At 45.6% G+C, this 16,879-nt stretch carries 18 protein-coding genes; 10 read left to right on the top strand and 8 right to left on the bottom strand.

All coding sequences use genetic code 11. The features are described 5' to 3' along the window. Nucleotides 1–45: 45 nt before the first annotated feature. Nucleotides 46–1,377, top strand: a complete 1,332-nt coding sequence (gene argH / locus Q1A23_RS08890) for an argininosuccinate lyase (protein ID WP_299822112.1) — start codon at nucleotides 46–48, stop codon at nucleotides 1,375–1,377. Nucleotides 1,378–1,598: 221 nt separating this feature from the next. Here argH and Q1A23_RS08885 read toward each other — a convergent pair whose 3' ends face one another. Next, nucleotides 1,599–1,967 carry a hypothetical protein gene (locus tag Q1A23_RS08885; protein WP_299822110.1) on the bottom strand — a complete coding sequence of 123 codons (369 nt, stop codon included), beginning with the start codon at nucleotides 1,965–1,967 and terminating at the stop codon, nucleotides 1,599–1,601. Between the two features lie 6 nt (nucleotides 1,968–1,973). Beyond that, complete coding sequence (locus tag Q1A23_RS08880) at nucleotides 1,974–2,480, bottom strand: NAD(P)H-dependent oxidoreductase (RefSeq protein WP_299822108.1); 507 nt, start codon at nucleotides 2,478–2,480, stop codon at nucleotides 1,974–1,976. Nucleotides 2,481–2,645: 165 nt separating this feature from the next. On the opposite strand from Q1A23_RS08880, the gene ispG reads away from it, so the two are divergent. The 5 genes from ispG to Q1A23_RS08855 all read left to right on the top strand — a co-directional run bounded on the left by ispG (nucleotide 2,646) and on the right by Q1A23_RS08855 (nucleotide 6,711). Beyond that, complete coding sequence (gene ispG, locus Q1A23_RS08875) at nucleotides 2,646–4,619, top strand: (E)-4-hydroxy-3-methylbut-2-enyl-diphosphate synthase (protein ID WP_299822106.1); 1,974 nt, start codon at nucleotides 2,646–2,648, stop codon at nucleotides 4,617–4,619. 197 nt (nucleotides 4,620–4,816) lie between these two features. Continuing rightward, a complete protein-coding gene (locus Q1A23_RS08870) occupies nucleotides 4,817–4,981 on the top strand; it encodes a DUF6728 family protein (RefSeq protein WP_299822104.1) in 165 nt (54 codons plus the stop codon). Nucleotides 4,982–5,089: 108 nt separating this feature from the next. Further along, a complete protein-coding gene (locus tag Q1A23_RS08865; protein WP_299822102.1) occupies nucleotides 5,090–5,587 on the top strand; it encodes a hypothetical protein in 498 nt (165 codons plus the stop codon). A 9-nt stretch (nucleotides 5,588–5,596) separates the two neighbouring features. Further along, entirely contained in the window at nucleotides 5,597–5,956 is a 360-nt protein-coding gene (locus Q1A23_RS08860) for an MmcQ/YjbR family DNA-binding protein (protein WP_299822100.1), read from the top strand. A 263-nt stretch (nucleotides 5,957–6,219) separates the two neighbouring features. After that, entirely contained in the window at nucleotides 6,220–6,711 is a 492-nt protein-coding gene (locus tag Q1A23_RS08855) for a MarR family transcriptional regulator (protein WP_299822098.1), read from the top strand. Between the two features lie 192 nt (nucleotides 6,712–6,903). Here the strand turns inward: Q1A23_RS08855 and leuS are convergent, their stop codons facing one another. Further along, nucleotides 6,904–9,672, bottom strand: a complete 2,769-nt coding sequence (gene leuS / locus Q1A23_RS08850) for a leucine--tRNA ligase (protein ID WP_299822096.1) — start codon at nucleotides 9,670–9,672, stop codon at nucleotides 6,904–6,906. A gap of 166 nt (nucleotides 9,673–9,838) precedes the next feature. Between leuS and Q1A23_RS08845 the strand changes: the two genes are divergently transcribed. Further along, a complete protein-coding gene (locus Q1A23_RS08845) occupies nucleotides 9,839–10,510 on the top strand; it encodes a DsbA family protein (RefSeq protein WP_299822094.1) in 672 nt (223 codons plus the stop codon). Between the two features lie 99 nt (nucleotides 10,511–10,609). Next, nucleotides 10,610–11,317 (top strand): DUF1003 domain-containing protein, encoded by a 708-nt coding sequence (locus Q1A23_RS08840; protein ID WP_299822092.1) that lies wholly within the window; start codon nucleotides 10,610–10,612, stop codon nucleotides 11,315–11,317. An 8-nt stretch (nucleotides 11,318–11,325) separates the two neighbouring features. On the opposite strand, the gene Q1A23_RS08835 is transcribed toward Q1A23_RS08840, so the two are convergent. Both Q1A23_RS08835 and Q1A23_RS08830 read right to left on the bottom strand, forming a co-directional pair. After that, nucleotides 11,326–11,964, bottom strand: coding sequence for a spheroidene monooxygenase (locus tag Q1A23_RS08835; protein WP_299822090.1), 639 nt, complete (start codon nucleotides 11,962–11,964; stop codon nucleotides 11,326–11,328). Between the two features lie 201 nt (nucleotides 11,965–12,165). After that, entirely contained in the window at nucleotides 12,166–12,669 is a 504-nt protein-coding gene (locus tag Q1A23_RS08830; protein ID WP_299822088.1) for a pyridoxamine 5'-phosphate oxidase family protein, read from the bottom strand. A 138-nt stretch (nucleotides 12,670–12,807) separates the two neighbouring features. On the opposite strand from Q1A23_RS08830, the gene Q1A23_RS08825 reads away from it, so the two are divergent. Together Q1A23_RS08825 and Q1A23_RS08820 are read left to right on the top strand one after the other, a co-directional pair. Next, on the top strand, nucleotides 12,808–13,392 hold the full coding sequence (locus tag Q1A23_RS08825; protein WP_299822086.1) for an ACP phosphodiesterase: 585 nt from the start codon (nucleotides 12,808–12,810) through the stop codon (nucleotides 13,390–13,392). A gap of 9 nt (nucleotides 13,393–13,401) precedes the next feature. Continuing rightward, entirely contained in the window at nucleotides 13,402–13,569 is a 168-nt protein-coding gene (locus tag Q1A23_RS08820) for a hypothetical protein (RefSeq protein ID WP_299822084.1), read from the top strand. Nucleotides 13,570–13,589: 20 nt separating this feature from the next. On the opposite strand, the gene Q1A23_RS08815 is transcribed toward Q1A23_RS08820, so the two are convergent. The 3 genes from Q1A23_RS08815 to Q1A23_RS08805 all read right to left on the bottom strand — a co-directional run bounded on the left by Q1A23_RS08815 (nucleotide 13,590) and on the right by Q1A23_RS08805 (nucleotide 16,870). Then, complete coding sequence (locus tag Q1A23_RS08815) at nucleotides 13,590–14,105, bottom strand: peptidylprolyl isomerase (protein WP_299822082.1); 516 nt, start codon at nucleotides 14,103–14,105, stop codon at nucleotides 13,590–13,592. Between the two features lie 92 nt (nucleotides 14,106–14,197). Next, on the bottom strand, nucleotides 14,198–16,144 hold the full coding sequence (locus tag Q1A23_RS08810) for an AAA domain-containing protein (RefSeq protein ID WP_299822080.1): 1,947 nt from the start codon (nucleotides 16,142–16,144) through the stop codon (nucleotides 14,198–14,200). Between the two features lie 129 nt (nucleotides 16,145–16,273). Beyond that, nucleotides 16,274–16,870 (bottom strand): hypothetical protein, encoded by a 597-nt coding sequence (locus tag Q1A23_RS08805; protein ID WP_299822078.1) that lies wholly within the window; start codon nucleotides 16,868–16,870, stop codon nucleotides 16,274–16,276. Nucleotides 16,871–16,879 lie beyond the last annotated feature (9 nt).

Below are 16,879 nucleotides of genomic sequence, written 5' to 3'. Positions count from 1 at the left end.
TTAGCACCCATTCATAATTTGTAATTCTTAATTCATAATTAAAGTATGAAGCTCTGGCAGAAAGAAATCAGCGTAGCAGCAGAAATAGAAAGATTTACAGTAGGCAAAGATGCAGAACTGGACATGGAACTGGCACGCTTTGATGTGCTGGGCTCTTTGGCTCACACGCGTATGCTGCAAAGTATAAACCTGCTTACTGCCCAGGAGCTGGAGGTGCTGCGGGCGGAGCTGAAGAAAATCTACCAAAGTATAGAAGCTGGCGAGTTTACCATTGAGGCAGGAGTGGAGGATATTCATTCGCAGGTAGAACTTGAGCTGACCCGTAGAGTAGGCGAGGCAGGCAAAAAAATACACAGCGGCCGCTCACGCAACGACCAGGTTTTACTGGACCTGAAGCTATACTTCCGCCACCAATTGCAGGAAACAGTACTGGATACAAAAGCGCTGTTTGAAGTGCTGCAGGCGCAAAGCGAGAAGTATAAGCATGTGCTGTTGCCAGGTTATACGCACCTGCAAATTGCCATGCCCTCGTCTTTTGGCCTTTGGTTTGGTGCCTACGCCGAGAGCCTCGTAGACGACATGCAACTGCTGCTGGCGGCGTATAAAATTGCTGATAAAAATCCGCTGGGCTCTGCTGCCGGCTATGGCTCATCGTTTCCATTAAATCGGCAGATGACAACTGACCTGCTCGGTTTTGAAAGTATGAACTACAATGTAGTGTATGCGCAGATGGGGCGAGGTAAGTCTGAGCGTATAGTGGCTACGGCCATGGCCTCTGTGGCGGCCACACTTGCCAAAATGAGCATGGATCTCTGCCTGTACATGAGCCAGAACTTTGGCTTTATTACGTTACCCGCCCACCTTACGACCGGCTCCAGCATTATGCCGCATAAAAAGAACCCGGATGTGTTTGAGTTGCTTCGTGGCAAGTGCAATAAACTTCAGGCCCTGCCAACCGAAATTTCTATGCTGCTGATTAACCTGCCATCAGGCTACCACCGCGACCTGCAGTTACTGAAAGAAAACCTGTTCCCGGCTTTTGCTGAGCTAAAAAGCTGCCTGCAGATGATGGCTTACATGATGCAGGAAGTACAGGTAAAGGAGAATATCCTGGAAGATGAGAAGTATAGATACCTTTTTAGTGTAGATGCCGTGAATGCGCTGGTACTGGAGGGGATGCCATTCCGGGATGCTTATAAAACTGTTGGCGAAAGTATAGAGGCCGGTAACTTTGCAATGCCTGATGCTGTAACCCACACCCACGAAGGAAGTATAGGGAACCTTTGCAACGCAGAGATAGCTGCTCAAATGCAGCAGGTGCTAAATGCTTTCAACTTTAAAAAGGTGGAGCAGGCCTATGAGGCGCTGCTTAAGTAAATATTGCTGCTAATTCACCATCTCCCCGAATTCATTCAAACCTGAAAAGAAGCTGTTAAAGCGAATTCTTGTCAGGTTTGAATGAATATCTTTCAGAAAACAGCTGCCCTTATCTTCAGAGGTTGTTAAGGTAGCAACACCATAGCATTACCAGAATAGTGTGCCAGAGGGCAAGCTGTGTGCTAGCAATTCAATTACAGTAGCGTTAATTTAAGAGGCTGCTAATGCTTTTTAATTGTCCGTACTGCTTCGCCGGCAACTTTGGCAAGTATAACCGGCACCAGAACAAGCGCTATCCCTACAGCAACTATGCGTCTAAGCCCCAGGCGCATCATCAGCGTAGACACAACTTTCCCTCTTAGCTCATTATAGAAAAACTTACCGGCTTTCGTCATGGGTTTGCCTTTTAGCACATCCTGTACTTCTTTCCAGTTGCCTTTTTCGAGTTGCCGTTTCAGAAAACCTACGATACAATCTTTTGTGATGAAGATGGCTTCGCTAAGCTGCTCCTGCCGCAGGTTAGACCAACTTTTAAGCTGCTCTATTTTTAAAGGAGTAAGGTTAGGAATAAAATTGCGCATATGGATCATACGTTCTCAGTTAAACTTAAGTAGTTGCATAAAATCAACAGCACCAGGTAAAGGCCCTATTAAAGCGTTAGTCTGAGCATAATAGCAGCCTTTGTATTGCATATCAAAATAATGGCAGGTCAACTTAAACGGTACTTCAAAGCCTTCAGGCAAAACCGGGTCAGAGCCAACTGCCACGACAAAAGCCTCTTTCCCAGCCATGCGTCTCCCTAATGGTTTTTGCACCGTCACAATATCAGTCAGCCTGTCAAAAAAAACTTTTAAAGGCCCACTCATGGCATACCAGTAGACAGGCGTTGCAAATATCAACTGCTCATGCTGCAGCACAACCTCCAATAGCTCTAAAAACTTATCAGAGGCGGGGTAGTTATTTTCGTATTGATAAGGATAGACCTCATAATCAAGCAAATCAAGCAGCACGAAATCTCTGTTTCCGAACAGCTTATCTATCAGTTTACGTGTATCGCTTTGTTTTCGTGCACTTGCAAGTATAACAAGGGGTTCTTTTATCATCCTCTAATACGATTTTGGCCAGGAATGTGCTTTAAAGTATAAAATTGCATTACTAAGGCTATACTTGTGCCTGATTAAAATAATGATGCTAATTTTACGTAGTTTATCAGTTGAACAAACCTAGCTTAACTTTAGTTAAAGAAGCAAGCTGACGCACACTTTCTTATGAACAAAACGTATTGCCCTAGCCTTACAGCCTATAAACGCAGAAAAACCCGTGTAGTAAACATTGGCGGTATTCCAATGGGTGGTGATAACCGCATTCGGGTACAATCTATGACAACCGTGGATACCATGGATACGGCAGGATCTGTGGAGCAATGCATCCGCATGATTGAAGCGGGCTGTGAGTATATCCGTATTACGGCGCCAAGTATAAAAGAGGCCGAAAACCTCCAGCATATAAAAGAGGAGCTGCGGAAGCGTGGCTATGCTGTTCCTCTTGTAGCAGACATACATTTTACGCCGAATGCAGCCGAGGTGGCAGCACGCATTGTAGAAAAAGTGCGCATCAACCCGGGTAATTATGCTGATAAAAAGAAATTCCAGGTAATTGAGTATGATGATGCCTCTTACCAGGCAGAGTTGGACAGGATCAGAGAGCGTTTTGTACCGTTGGTGCGCATTTGCAAAGAACATGGTACAGCCATGCGTATCGGCACCAATCATGGCTCTTTATCAGACAGGATTCTGAGCCGCTATGGCGATACCCCACTAGGTATGGTAGAAAGCGCCCTGGAGTTTTTGCGCATTTGCGAAGACGAACAATACTATAACATAGTAATCTCGATGAAGGCCTCTAACACACAGGTAATGGTGCAAGCGTACCGGTTACTTGTGCAGAAGCTGGAAGAAGAAGGATTGCAGCCATACCCGCTTCACCTGGGTGTAACGGAGGCCGGCGAGGCTGAAGACGGCCGTATAAAATCAGCGGTTGGTATCGGCACTTTGCTTGAAGATGGCTTGGGAGATACCGTACGCGTATCTTTAACCGAGGCCCCAGAGGCGGAGGCACCAGTTGCCAGGGCCCTGATAGACCGTTATATAAACCGCGCAGAAAAGGCTCAGCCAATCAAAGACATTTGTCATGTGCCGATTGATCCGTTTAAGTACCACCGTCGGGATACGTTTGAGATCGGTAACCTAGGCAATACAAACGTTCCGCGTGTTATAGCAGACCTGAGCAGACTGGATGATATAAAGTATGCTGACCTGAAATGCGTTGGCCACCTGTACTCGATGCTACTGGATAAGTTTAACATGAACGACCTTGGGGCAGATTATATCTATACCGGAGATAAGCCGATCACGTTTATGTTGCCAAATGGCCTGAAGGAGATCGTGAATTTTACGGCATGGCAAGATGCTGAGCAACGCGAAGACAGGCACCCACTCATACCTGCTGCAGTATATGTAAGCGCCCCTGAACGCCATTTAGCCCTAAATTTTATACTTGCCGGCCTAAGCGATCTTACTCCAGCATTATTAGCGCTGCTGAAGGAGGACCCGACTGCTGTACTGATGCTGCAAACCAAGAACGAGCACGCTATGCCAGAGCTGCGTAAATGCTTTTTCAGGCTGATGAACAATGGCGTGCTTAACCCATGCGTCATTAAGCGGGAGTATGGCAACCTTACAGCAGACCAGGTGCAGTTATATGCCGCTACAGATGTTGGAGGCTTGTTGATTGACGGTTTGGGAGATGGCGTGATGTTAAGTACAGAATTATTGCCAGAGCTGCCAAAACAAAACCTGTTAAGCCATATAGAGCAGCTGAATAACCTTAGTTTTGGTATACTGCAGGCAGCTCGCACACGTATGAGTAAGACAGAGTATATCAGTTGCCCGAGCTGTGGCCGTACACTCTTTGATCTCCAGGAAACCACCGCCATGATCCGTAAAAGAACAGACCATTTGAAAGGTGTGAAAATCGGTATCATGGGCTGTATTGTAAACGGACCCGGCGAAATGGCTGATGCTGATTACGGGTATGTGGGCGTAGGTAAAGATAAAATTGCGCTGTACAGGGGGCAAACCGTCATCAAAAAGGCAGTTCCCGCCGACAGAGCTGTGGATGAGCTTATTGAGCTGATCAGGGAAGATGCGAAGTGGATTGAACCAGTAGTACTGGAGGAGTAAAAATTCAATTTTAAATTCTTACATACCAGCACAAGGCAAGTACGAAGTTTGCTATTGCTTGATTACCAGGAGCAAAACTGTTTGGTAGCAGACTGCTAGCCTGACTGATGGTATTAAAACCCGGGGTAACAACGCTACTTTTGTTTCATACTAGATACAAGCAATGCGTTAAATTTTGAAAATGAGGACTTATATACATGAAAGGATTATTTGATTTTACAGAGGTTGCTACTTACTTTTTCCGTAAGAAAGACCCTAACCGCAAAACCAATTTTAATTTGCGTACAATGCACGTCATCAATAAAATTTCTATTTTGATGTTTTTGGCAGGCGCAATATATTTTATATTTACGCACTTGTAAATCTATAACTTTCTTTAAAAGAGAAGTTTAAGATTTTAAATATCATGAGGAGAATCAGCTGATTCTCCTTTTTGTGTATACAGAGAAATTTTACGCCACCCTAAAACTATGAAACTAATAGTCCATCTTGTATATGCCATACTGCTGCTTGCCTTTATAGCATCCTGCGAGCAAAAAAAACGATCTAATGCCGAGCTAGTTGTAATGGAACTGCCGCATTGGTCGCTAGCTGCATTGGAGGCGCCAGCCTTCAAAAACAGTTATGATTTCGATACTTCCATCAATCCGTTTTACTTAACCCTGGATATAGATGGCAACTGCTCGATGGATATGGCAGCTGTGGTGGTTGAGAAAGCATCCGGTAGGAGGGGAATTGCTCTATTGCACCACGAATCAGACTCTGCGCTGGTTTTTGGAGCAGGAAACCCGAACACTTTTGGGGGCATTAACTGGAATTGGCTTGTTGGCTGGAAAGCAGAAGAAAGACTTACAGCCGGAGCTAAGGTATCTGCTCATAAAGGTACGGCCCTAATACTTTACACCGAAACGTCAGGTGCGAACTGGATGTACTGGAATGGCAAGGAGTGGGAGTGGGTAGCGCAATAAACGAACAACATGAATATTGAAGATTTCAGAGAATACTGCCTGGCTAAGAAAGGTGTGACAGAAGAGCTTCCTTTTGATCAGGATACATTGGTTTTTAAAGTATGCGGAAAAATGTTTGCGCTCTGCAGCTTATCGGCATACGAACAAGGCATTGCTTTAAAGTGCGACCCCGAAAAAGCAGTTGAGTTGCGCGAAGCCTATCCTGAAAAAGTAAAGCCAGGCTACCACATGAGCAAAGTACATTGGAATACTGTATTGCCAGAGGCCGGCCTAGCAGATAGCCTTATTAGAAATTGGATCGATGACTCCTACCATTTGGTTGCATCTAAGCTAACGAAAGCACAAAAAGCCACTATCGATTTGCCATAAGCAATACTTGCCGCAGGTTGGTTGGGCATTGCTTTAAACTTTACTTAACTCTCTTTTAGCTGTAGTGGTAGCATCCACATACTTTCTGATCTTAAATTTCATCGAAATATAGGTCTAGTCACTTTATCTTAACATAGTATACAAACAGCATTTTTCTAATGTAGAACGTTGATAAATAAGCATGATATTTTGAAAAATATGGCCTAAAGTGCTGTAAAACCAATTTTTATTTTTATTATTGGTAAAAACTCACCACCAAGCAAATGACTTTAGAGAATGAAGTTGGGTTAAAATCCTTTCGAAACGAATGGCAGAAAGCCGGCATGAGTATCTTATACACACAGGGCTTCTTGTTTAACACCTATGAGAACTTCTTTAAGAAGTATGGCATGACTACCCAGCAATATAATGCAATGCGCATTTTACGAAACCAATATCCTAAACCAGTCTCAACGTCTTTTTTGAGAGAAAAAATGCTGGATAAAATGTCTGATGCATCAAGGCTTGTAAGCAGGCTTAGTGCAAAAGGCCTTGTTGAAGTAACGCAAAATGCCTCTGATAAACGACTGGTAAACATACTTGTATCCGAAAAAGGATTACAGATACTGGAAGTGATAGATGGCACGCTGGAGGACTTAGATGCTAAGCTTCATGGTATAACCGAAGAAGAAGCCGCTACCCTTGTAGAACTACTGGCTAAATTAAGAGGCTCGCTGAAAGAGGCGGCAAAAAATGAACCGGCAAACCTGAACTAGGCTTATGCACTAACGCATACTATCCCATTTGTGAAGCGGTTAAATAAGAAGCTAATGCTCTTGTTTAACCGCTTTTTTTATACTTGCTTCTGCCTGCTGGTGCAGCTGTAAAAAGCATAGAAAAACACAAAGCCGCCAAGTTTGGGGCTTGTGCGGCTTTGTGCTATAGTTAATTGGTAAGATGGAATACACTTATACTACCACGTTGATGATTTTGTTCTGAACAATGATGATTTTTTTCGGAGATTTTCCTTCCATAAACTTCAACACTTGCTCATCATTCAGTACAGCCTTCTCCATTTCATCTTTAGGTGCATCAAGGGCAAAAGTAAGCTTCGCGCGCATTTTGCCATTAACAGAAACCGGGTACTCAAATGAATTCTCTGTCAGGTGTTCCTCTTTCCATTCCGGAAAAGCAGCATGGCTTATACTTTCTGTATAGCCTAGTTTCTCCCAAACTTCCTCGGTGATGTGCGGTGCATAAGACGAAAGTATAATGGTAAGTGGCTCAAGTATGGCGCGCTTATTCGATTTTAGCTGCGTGAGTTCGTTTACGCAGATCATGAACGTAGAAACAGAAGTGTTAAACGAGAACCGCTCAATGTCTTCTTCTACCTTTTTGATCGTTTTGTGCAGCGCCTTCAGTTCCTCTGCGGTTGGTGCATCTTCTGAAACCGAGAAGTAGCCATCATTGTCGTGGAATAGTCTCCAATATTTGCGCAGGAACTTGTGCACGCCGTCCATACCGTTTGTATTCCAAGGCTTAAACTGCTCTAGCGGCCCTAAAAACATTTCGTACATACGCAGCGTGTCGGCACCCATTCTTTCAACAAGGTCATCCGGATTTACTACGTTATACTTCGACTTAGACATTTTCTCGATCTCTACGCCTACGTTATACTTGTCATCCTCGAGTATAAATTCTGCATCGGCATTCTCTGGTCTCCACTTTTTAAAGGCTTCCAGGTCCAGCACATCATTCTCCACAATGTTTACATCTACGTGCAGCTGCGTAGTCTCATGCTGGTCCTTCAGTCCAAAAGACACATACTTATTGGTGCCGTTAATGCGGTACACAAAATTAGAGCGTCCCTGGATCATACCCTGGTTTATCAGCTTTTTGAACGGCTCCTGCTCCACAACCAATCCCATATCGAACATGAACTTGTTCCAGAAGCGTGAATATAGCAAGTGACCAGTTGCGTGCTCCGATCCGCCAATGTATAAATCTACATTTCTCCAGTACTCGATTTTATCTTTTGCAGCAAACTCAGCGTTGTTCTGCGGGTCCATGTAGCGGTACCAGTACCAGCTGCTGCCTGCCCAGCCAGGCATGGTGCTAAGTTCATACTCATATTGGTTTTCGTGCTTCCAGTCTACGGCGCGGCCTAGTGGCGGCTCTCCGGTTTCTGTTGGCAGGTAGGCATCAATTTTGGGCAACTCCAGCGGTAATTCATTTTCCTGGAGTAGCTGCGGAATGCCGTCTTTAAAGTATACCGGTACAGGCTCGCCCCAGTAACGCTGGCGGCTGAACACGGCATCGCGCATGCGGTATTGCGTGCGGCCTTTGCCAACGCCCAATTCCTCGGCTTTGGCTATACCTGCTTTTATAGCTTCTTTAACATCCAATCCATTTAAAAAGCCGGAGTTGATGATCTTGCCCTCTTTAGCAGCATAGGCTTCTTCTTCTAAGTTTCCGCCTGCAACTACTTCTTTAATCGGCAGGTTAAAGTGTTTGGCAAAAGCGTAGTCGCGGCTATCATGGCCCGGAACGGCCATAACGGCTCCAGTACCATAACCAGCCAGCACATAATCTGCAATCCAGATCGGCACTTGCTCTTCCGAGATAGGATTGATGGCATAAGTGCCTGTAAACACGCCGCTAACCGTTTTTACATCCGTCATACGCTCGCGCTCCGAACGGTTTTTGGCTACATTCACATAGGCTTCAACCTGCTGCCGTTGCTCTTCTGTTGTGATCTGTGCTACCAGCTCATGCTCTGGGGCCAGCACAACAAACGATGCACCATATATTGTATCAATGCGGGTGGTAAATACCTTAATCTTATCTTCAATGCCTTCTACAGTAAAATCCAACTCAGCGCCAACCGATTTACCGATCCAGTTGCGTTGCATTTCTTTTACCGGTTCCGGCCAATCAATAGCCTCTAAACCCTGCAGTAAACGCTCGGCGTAGGCTGTGATCCGCATCATCCATTGGCGCATTTTCTTTCGCTCTACCGGATAACCCCCACGCTCTGACACACCACCCACTACTTCGTCGTTAGCCAATACAGTACCCAAAGCAGGGCACCAGTTTACGACTGCTTCCGCTACATACGTTAACCTATACTTCAACAGCATTTCAGATCGCTGCTGCTCGTTATAATTAGCCCAATCCGCAGACGAAAATGCAGGGGTGTCTTCGTCGCAAGCAGCATTCACTTTTTCGTTTCCGCTTTGCTCAAAAACGCGCACTAACGCATCAATCGGTTCAGCTTTATCTGTACTGTAATTATAGTAGCTGTTATAAAGCTGCATAAAAATCCATTGCGTCCACTTATAGTAAGCAGGGTCTGATGTGCGTACTTCACGCTGCCAGTCAAAAGAGAAGCCAATATTCTTTAGCTGCTCCACGTAGCGGGTAATGTTCTGCTCTGTGGTAATAGCCGGGTGCTGCCCGGTTTGGATGGCATACTGCTCGGCTGGCAAACCAAACGAGTCGAAGCCCATCGGGTGCAACACGTTAAACCCTTTCAGGCGTTTGTAGCGGCTTACAATGTCAGAGGCGATATAACCAAGTGGGTGGCCCACATGCAAGCCGGCACCTGACGGATAAGGAAACATATCCAGGGCGTAGTACTTTGGTTTGTCGTTGCTTTCTTTGGCTTTAAACGTCTGGTTTTCTTCCCAGTAGCGCTGCCATTTCTTCTCAATCTGGTTGAAATTATACTCTGACATAGTTGTATCGTGTATTCGCTTGTGCTAAGTTAAGCTGCTAAGATAATCGTTAATCTTGATTGTTTAATTGTTGTTAGGCTGATTTGTTCCATGGTTTGAGCCTGAAGTCCAGAATTTTCAAATCAACGGGCAAGCAATTGAGCAAACGGATAGCTACCTTTGTGCCATGGAAAAGCAGAAACAAGACTTACTGGACGTACTCCACCTGATCTATGTAATGGACCCGATGTGCTCGTGGTGCTATGGCTTTGCGCCTGTTATTAAGAGAGCTGTAAAAGAGCAGGAGGGAACCATGCAGTTTAAGCTGGTGATGGGTGGTTTGCGCCCCGGCACAGAGCAACCCCTTCAGGAAGACATGAAACAAAGCATAAAGCAGCATTGGCAGGACGTAGAAAAGGTAACGGAACAGCCATTTGACTATAGTTTTTTTGAGCGGGATAATTTTGTGTACGACACCGAACCTGCCTGCCGCGCGGTAGTTACCATGCGCTACATGCACCCGGAAAAGGAGTTGGCTATGGCAGCAGCCATACAAACCGCTTTTTATGCCAAGAACAACGATGTTACAAAACCAGGAGTACTGGCAAGTATAGCCTCCCAGTTTGGTATTGCAGAAGAAGATTTTCTGGAGAAGTTTGATTCTGACGAACTAAAGGAGAAGACAAAACAGGACTTCGTGATTGCACGGCACTTACAGGCAACTGCATTTCCGAGCCTATACATTTTGAATGGCACCAACGTACACCTTGTTAACAGAGGCTACAGGCCGTACGATGGTTTAGCAGCACATTTGCAGCGGGTCATAAAAGAGATCGCACCAGACCAAACTCCGTTATAATCATCTAAAAAAGCTGCCTGCACCATCAGGTAGCTTTTTTATTTTAGCTGTTCAATGGCGTCTGGCTTTTACGCGTATGTAAAGCTAAGTCCATGCCACATGAAAACGCATCACAAAACAGGCTATTGCCAGGTTACTAAAAAACAGCTTCCAATGCAGCAGTTGGTAGCCGCCACAAGTATACGCTCCAGCATCCTCAACCTTATCAAAGCAGAACACCCCGATTTTTCTGAGCACCATTTCATATCGCTGGCTGCACTTAACCACTATCGGAAATTATACCTCGAGCAACTGCTAAAGCGCGAAATAGGCGAAATTTCTAAGCTGGAAGATGAGGTTTTACAAAGTATAAACAAGCATGAACTGCTCTCCAGCAACATAGAAGACGAACTTGCGGAGAAGCTGACACTAGGGCAACGCCTATCAGATACTATTGCTTACTTTGGAGGTAGCTGGACGTTTATCAGCCTCTTTTTTCTATTTCTGTTTAGCTGGATGGCTGTCAACGTATTCCTGTTCTCCACAAAACCCTTTGACCCTTACCCTTTTATACTCTTAAACCTCATACTTTCATGCCTTGCTGCCATACAAGCCCCTATTATCATGATGAGCCAAAACCGCAAAGAGGCCAAAGACCGCCAGCGCTCAGAGTATGATTACCAGGTAAACCTTAAAGCGGAACTGGAGATAAGGCTACTGCACGAAAAAATTGACCACCTGATCATTCAGCAGAACCAGCGCCTGATTGAGATACAGCAGATACAGGTAGATTTGCTTGAGGATATCGCTCAGCGGATAAGAAAGTGAGCGACTTACTACAACATCAACTGCGCCAACGGATCTGTTCCATTCCAGGTTCCTTGGCTGGCAATGGGCTTAAAGCGCGCAAAAAGCTCTTCGCTGTACCAGTTCTCGCTTCTGGTGCGGCGCATCACTTCCTGATGTAGCGGGTTTTTATAGGCATACTGTCGCATGGCGTCCATACTTTCCCAAATGCTAAAGGTAGCCTGCCTGATAAAAGGAAGTTCCCCCAAACCAATAGAGCAGATTAAACCCTCTGCAGCATCTAAGGCTTTACTTGTTTTAGGAACAAAGCGCCAGAAACCGGGAAGCGCCATCCAGTTTATACTTGCGCGGGTAAGCACCGCTAGAGGACCATCTGTATAGTTATCTGTTAAAGTAGGAGAGAAAGGCTCCTGCTTGTCCCATTGCCCATGCGCTTGAAAAGGAAGTAGCTTTACAGTCCATGACTCAGAAGTATGGCTTTTGTAATTCTCCATCAAATCAGAGGTGTTGAGAAAAGCATCAGCTGCCTGCTCGTTTTCCCAGGTGCAAAGCAAACCATAACGCTTAAAATTTGGCTTTATGCTGAAGCCCTTCCCATGGCCGCTGCCCAGTAATTTGTAAAAAAGCAAACCGGGTGTTTTGTTAAGTACTGGTACGGACGTTCCCATTTGGGAAAGGCCCCACCGTATATGGCCATCTTTTACTTTAAAAAGAGTTAGGGTAGTAAGGCGTGCTGAAGCGGGTGATGGCGTAGTCAAGTCAGGTTAATTTACAGGGTATGGTCATATAAATGTATACAACAAAAAAACACCTGCCAAACGGTAAAGTTTAGCAGGTGCTGCTTTCAAGCTATAGGCCTCTAGTTATACTTATAAATTTATCTTTTCGTTATCTCCTGGTCTTGCCCTGTCGCCGGTAATAGCTGCTTTAGCCATGCCATAAAGCTGCACAAGAGTACTGTTTGGCGCGTCCCAGTATTCAGCCTTCTCAATCTGCACTCTAATTAAGCTAACATTCGGGTCGTCTTTTCCATTCGGAAACCAGGCCTTCAGCACAGGGCTCCACAACTCCTCAATCTTTTGCTTGTCTTTGGTAAGCGTAGCTTTTCCAGATACCGAAACATACAATTCGTCGCTTGGTTTTGCATAGCTCAGGTTTACATGTGCGTCGTTGTCCTTTATTTCGTGCGATTTGCCAGAGGCATAGCCTGTAAAAAACCAAAGGTCGCCGCTAGCATCCACTTTGCTTGTGCGCATAGGTCTGCTTCTCAGGCTGCCGTCATCGTCAATTGTAGTCATCATAGCAATGTCTACGTCTTTGATCATATCTATTAGTTTGTTCAGGCTTTCTTGTGTGTTTTGATTGTTATCCATAGTTATATACTTTGTAGTAGTGTGTTTTGATTACGCGCCTATACTCGTAAGGGTTTATATTATGGCTTACTGAAGCATGTTGCGCGTTAAACATACGTTACACATATAAGTTTATACTTTAACTAACCACCAACGCCTGTGAATTTTCTGGCACACGCATTTTTATCCGGCGATAACCCTGAGTTGCTTTTAGGAAACTTTATTGCAGATACTGTTAAAGGCAAGCAGGCAACGCTTTACGCCCCTGAAGTGGCAAAGGGCATTAAGCTGCACCGCCTGATTGACAGCTACACCGACAACCATGAAATAGTGGCAGAGACAAAGGCCCGCCTACGCCCTCAGTACCGAAAATTTGCGCCTGTAATCGCCGATATGTATTACGATCATTTTCTGGCATCCAGGTTTGAGACCTATGCCCAGGAGCCTCTTAGAGCATACACCAAAAAAGTATACGCCATTGTAAATGTGCACTACAACTTACTGCCTGAGCGAATGAAGTATACATTAACGCACATGATGCAGCACAACTGGCTGTTAGGGTATGCCGAGTTGGAGGGCATCGGTCGGGCCTTAACTGGTATGAGCAGGAGGGCAGCCTTTGCATCCGGCATGGAGACTGCAGTATATGAACTGGAGCAAAACTATACTTTATACGGCGCCGAATTTGATGCCTTTTTCCCTGAGTTAATGCAGTATGTAGCGGAAGTGAGGCCGCATCTTTAAACAGTAAGTATGGGTAAGGAATCGAAAGCCGAAACTGCAAAGTATAAACCTACCTCAAATTATACTTATTGCTATTATACAGACACAGGAGGGGGCTTAACAAAAAAAGCACAGGAACTATACCTGTGCTTTCTTGTGGCAAAACGAAACTCAACGCAGCGTATTAAGCCAAGTTGAAAGTTTGTTTATTGTATTTCTTAATGATGGTGCACACCGCCTTCGCCGTGTACGTGTCCATGGTCAAGTTCTTCCTGGGTAGCCTCGCGTACTTTGGCAACGGTGCCTTTAAAGTATAACTCCTTGCCAGCCAGCGGGTGGTTAAAGTCCATGGTAACCGCATCAGCCTTAATTTCTTTAACACGGCCCTGCAATTGGTTGCCCTCGCTGTCGGTCATCGGAATAAAGTTACCTTCCTCCAGCATGTTATCCGGCACGCTGCCTTCAATTTCGAATACGCTAAGCGGCAGATCTACCACAGCTTCAGGATTAATGTCGCCGTATCCTTCTTCTGAATCAAGTTTAAAATCAAATGTATCACCGGCACCTAAGCCCGCCAAACTATCTTCGAACTGATCTGGAAGGCCGCTCATGCCATATATAAACACCATTGGATGCTCTTCGTTGGCAGTTTCAACCAGGTTCTGCTCACCGTTCTCGTCTAAGATTCTTAGCTCGTAGGTGAGCGTAACCACTTTGTTTTTCTCTATTTTCATGTTTTAGAGGTTTTGTTTCTCAATTTGTGTAAGGTACAAAAAATATGGACCTTGGTCTAATTTATACTTATGTTTACCTGTAATTGATACTGCTAAGGCATAATTTCTGTTAATTCCCAGGCGCTTCGGTATGCATTTATACTTTCGGCGTAAGCCAGAAAAGCTGCGTAAAACGGGTGGTTGCTTAACGTGGCGCTGTCGCCGACTATCACCAGTTTCTTTTTAGCGCGTGTCATGCCTACATTCATACGCCTGATATCAGCAAGGAATCCGATTTCGCCCTGCTCGTTGCTGCGTGTCATGCTGATGTAGATGATGTCACGTTCCTGCCCCTGAAAACTATCTACGGTACCCACCGATAAAAGGCGCTTTTGCCTAAGTTCGTGCAGCTGCGGAATATGCTCTACTTTGTCCTCCAGGTAGTTTATCTGGGCCCGGTATGGGGCAATTACGCCAATGCGCAGGTGCTCCACCTCTTCATCAGCATGCGTGTAATCTTTAAGTAAATGCACCAGGTGGTTCAGCAGCAGGTCAGCTTCATCGGGGTTGGCAGAGCTTTGCGCCTCTGGGTTCACGATTTCGTTGTAGCCGCATCCGGCCGTATCTACAAACTCCACAGCCAGGCCGGGAGCGAAGTGTGCATTAAACTCATGCAGGTCGCTGCTGTGCACGCTTTCGTGAGCCAGCAATTCGCTGTGGTAAAACTGCTGGTTAGAAAACTCCATGATGTGGTGGTGCATGCGGTACTGCGTCTTCAGCATCACAGCCACATCGGGTTGCCGCTCAATGCACTTCTCAAATAAAGTTTTACCCAAACCGCCCTTCTCAGCCTCAAAAGATTTAACAGTAGGAGGAAGCTGACAATGGTCGCCGGCCAGCACAACACGCTTGGCGCGCGTAATAGGCACCCAGCAGGCTGGTTCCAGGGCCTGTGCCGCCTCGTCAATAAACACGGTATCGTACTCCAGGTGGCGGATGGCTTTGTTAGCTGCACCTACCAACGTACAGGTAATCACCTGCACATTATTTAAAAGATCTTCCGTGATATACTCTTCAATGCGATCGGCTTCTACCAGCATGCGGTGGCTTTCAGCCTTAAAAAACTGGCGTTGTGCCCGTTCCTCGTGGCCGAATTTACGCTTATACTGGTAAGCCATGCGTTTGTATTCTTCAGCTGTTTTGCGGTGGTCTTTCAGGCTTTTATAAGAACGGTGGCTCATGATCTGCGCGTCCAGCGTATGCTCCAGCAACACATCAGACACACGCGACGGGTTGCCAATGCGAATCACGTTTACACCTTCGTTAGCCAGCTTTTCTGTCAGCAGGTCAACAGCTGTATTGGATGGCGCAGTAACGAGCAGGCGCTTTTGTGTTTCAAGTGTTGTAAGTATAGCCTGCACCAGCGTGGTAGTTTTACCGGTACCCGGGGGGCCATGTATGATAGCCACATCTTTTGCCTGCACAATCTTCTGCACCGCCTCGTTCTGCGATGGATTTAGCACAGGAATAGAGGCCATTGTAACGTCTGTAAAACGGGCAGGCAGATCGCCTAAAAGTATATCGCGTAGCTCAGCAAGGCGGGTTTTATAGGCCTCGGTCACTTTTTTCATGGCTATCTCCATTTCCCGATAGCTCATTTCGTCAAAAGTAAGGTCTAAGCCCAAACGGCCATCGTCTACCCATTCCGGCAGGTCTTCGCGGTTGGTGGCAAGTATAACTTTGTTACGCTTAATGCCCACAATCACACCGTTTAAGGTTTGCCGCTCGCCACTCGAATTGCTGAACAGCGCTGCCGTTTTACCAGCCTGAAACAGGTGAAGATTGTCTCTGTCTTTGGTGCGCTCTAACTCTATGACCACCTTGCTTCCAAAGCCGATTTCTTCTTTGGTGATTGTAACAGGATACCAGCAAAAGCCCATGGCTTTACGCTCTGCAATAGTGCTCTTAAGGCTCTTGATCTTGTATTGCTGGCGATCTTCCTCTTGTTCTATCTTCAGCAGTTCCTGTACCTGCTTTAGTTCTAATAATATTTCGCTCATGTATGTAAACAAGAAAGGCTGGTTTTGTCTCGCCAGCCTTCTCTTAAATCTATGTTAATTATTTAATGCAATGCAGTAAGCTAAGTATAACATTGGCCTTGCCTGCAAAATTCAACAAACCGGCTTTGATTATACTTTTTTGCGCGCTCTTGGTTTAGCCGCCGCTGCTTTTGCCTTGCCTAAGCGCACCTGCAAAAACACCGCGTACAGCAGCAGTATAAAACACACCACCGCAAGTATAGAAATCACTTTGTCTTTTCCGTACCGCAGTTCAGCAGACGCATTAACCTGTTCTTCCAGGTCCTTTATCGTGCGCTCACGTTTTTTTAGCTGCGATTGCAGCGTTTTTACCTGGCTCTGCAGATTAGCAAATCGAGCATCAATAATGCGTTGGTCTTCGCGAATGATTTTGCCCTCGCGCTGGGCACCCACGGTGCTCTCGGCTATCTTTTTTATACTTGCCTCTTTAACAGCGGCTATAAGTTCGGTGTCTTTGTTGATGATCTTTTTGAGTGTTTCTACGATACTGAGCAGATCGCTTTTAGACTTTTTGCCCCAGAAATTACTGTTTTGCTGGTTGTAATACTGGTACTCCATTACGAGCTGCTCCCGCTCTTCCATTAAGCGTGAAAGTTTATCTTCCTGCACTTTCTGTTTAGCATCCTGCGCCTGCACGCCTGCAAAAGCCAGGCTAAACAGCACCGCCATCAAAAATCTTCTCATCATACACTCCAA

The organism is uncultured Pontibacter sp., from assembly GCF_947492645.1.
GTDB lineage: Bacteria > Bacteroidota > Bacteroidia > Cytophagales > Hymenobacteraceae > Pontibacter.
This window is presented reverse-complemented; position numbering and strand designations above follow the sequence as displayed.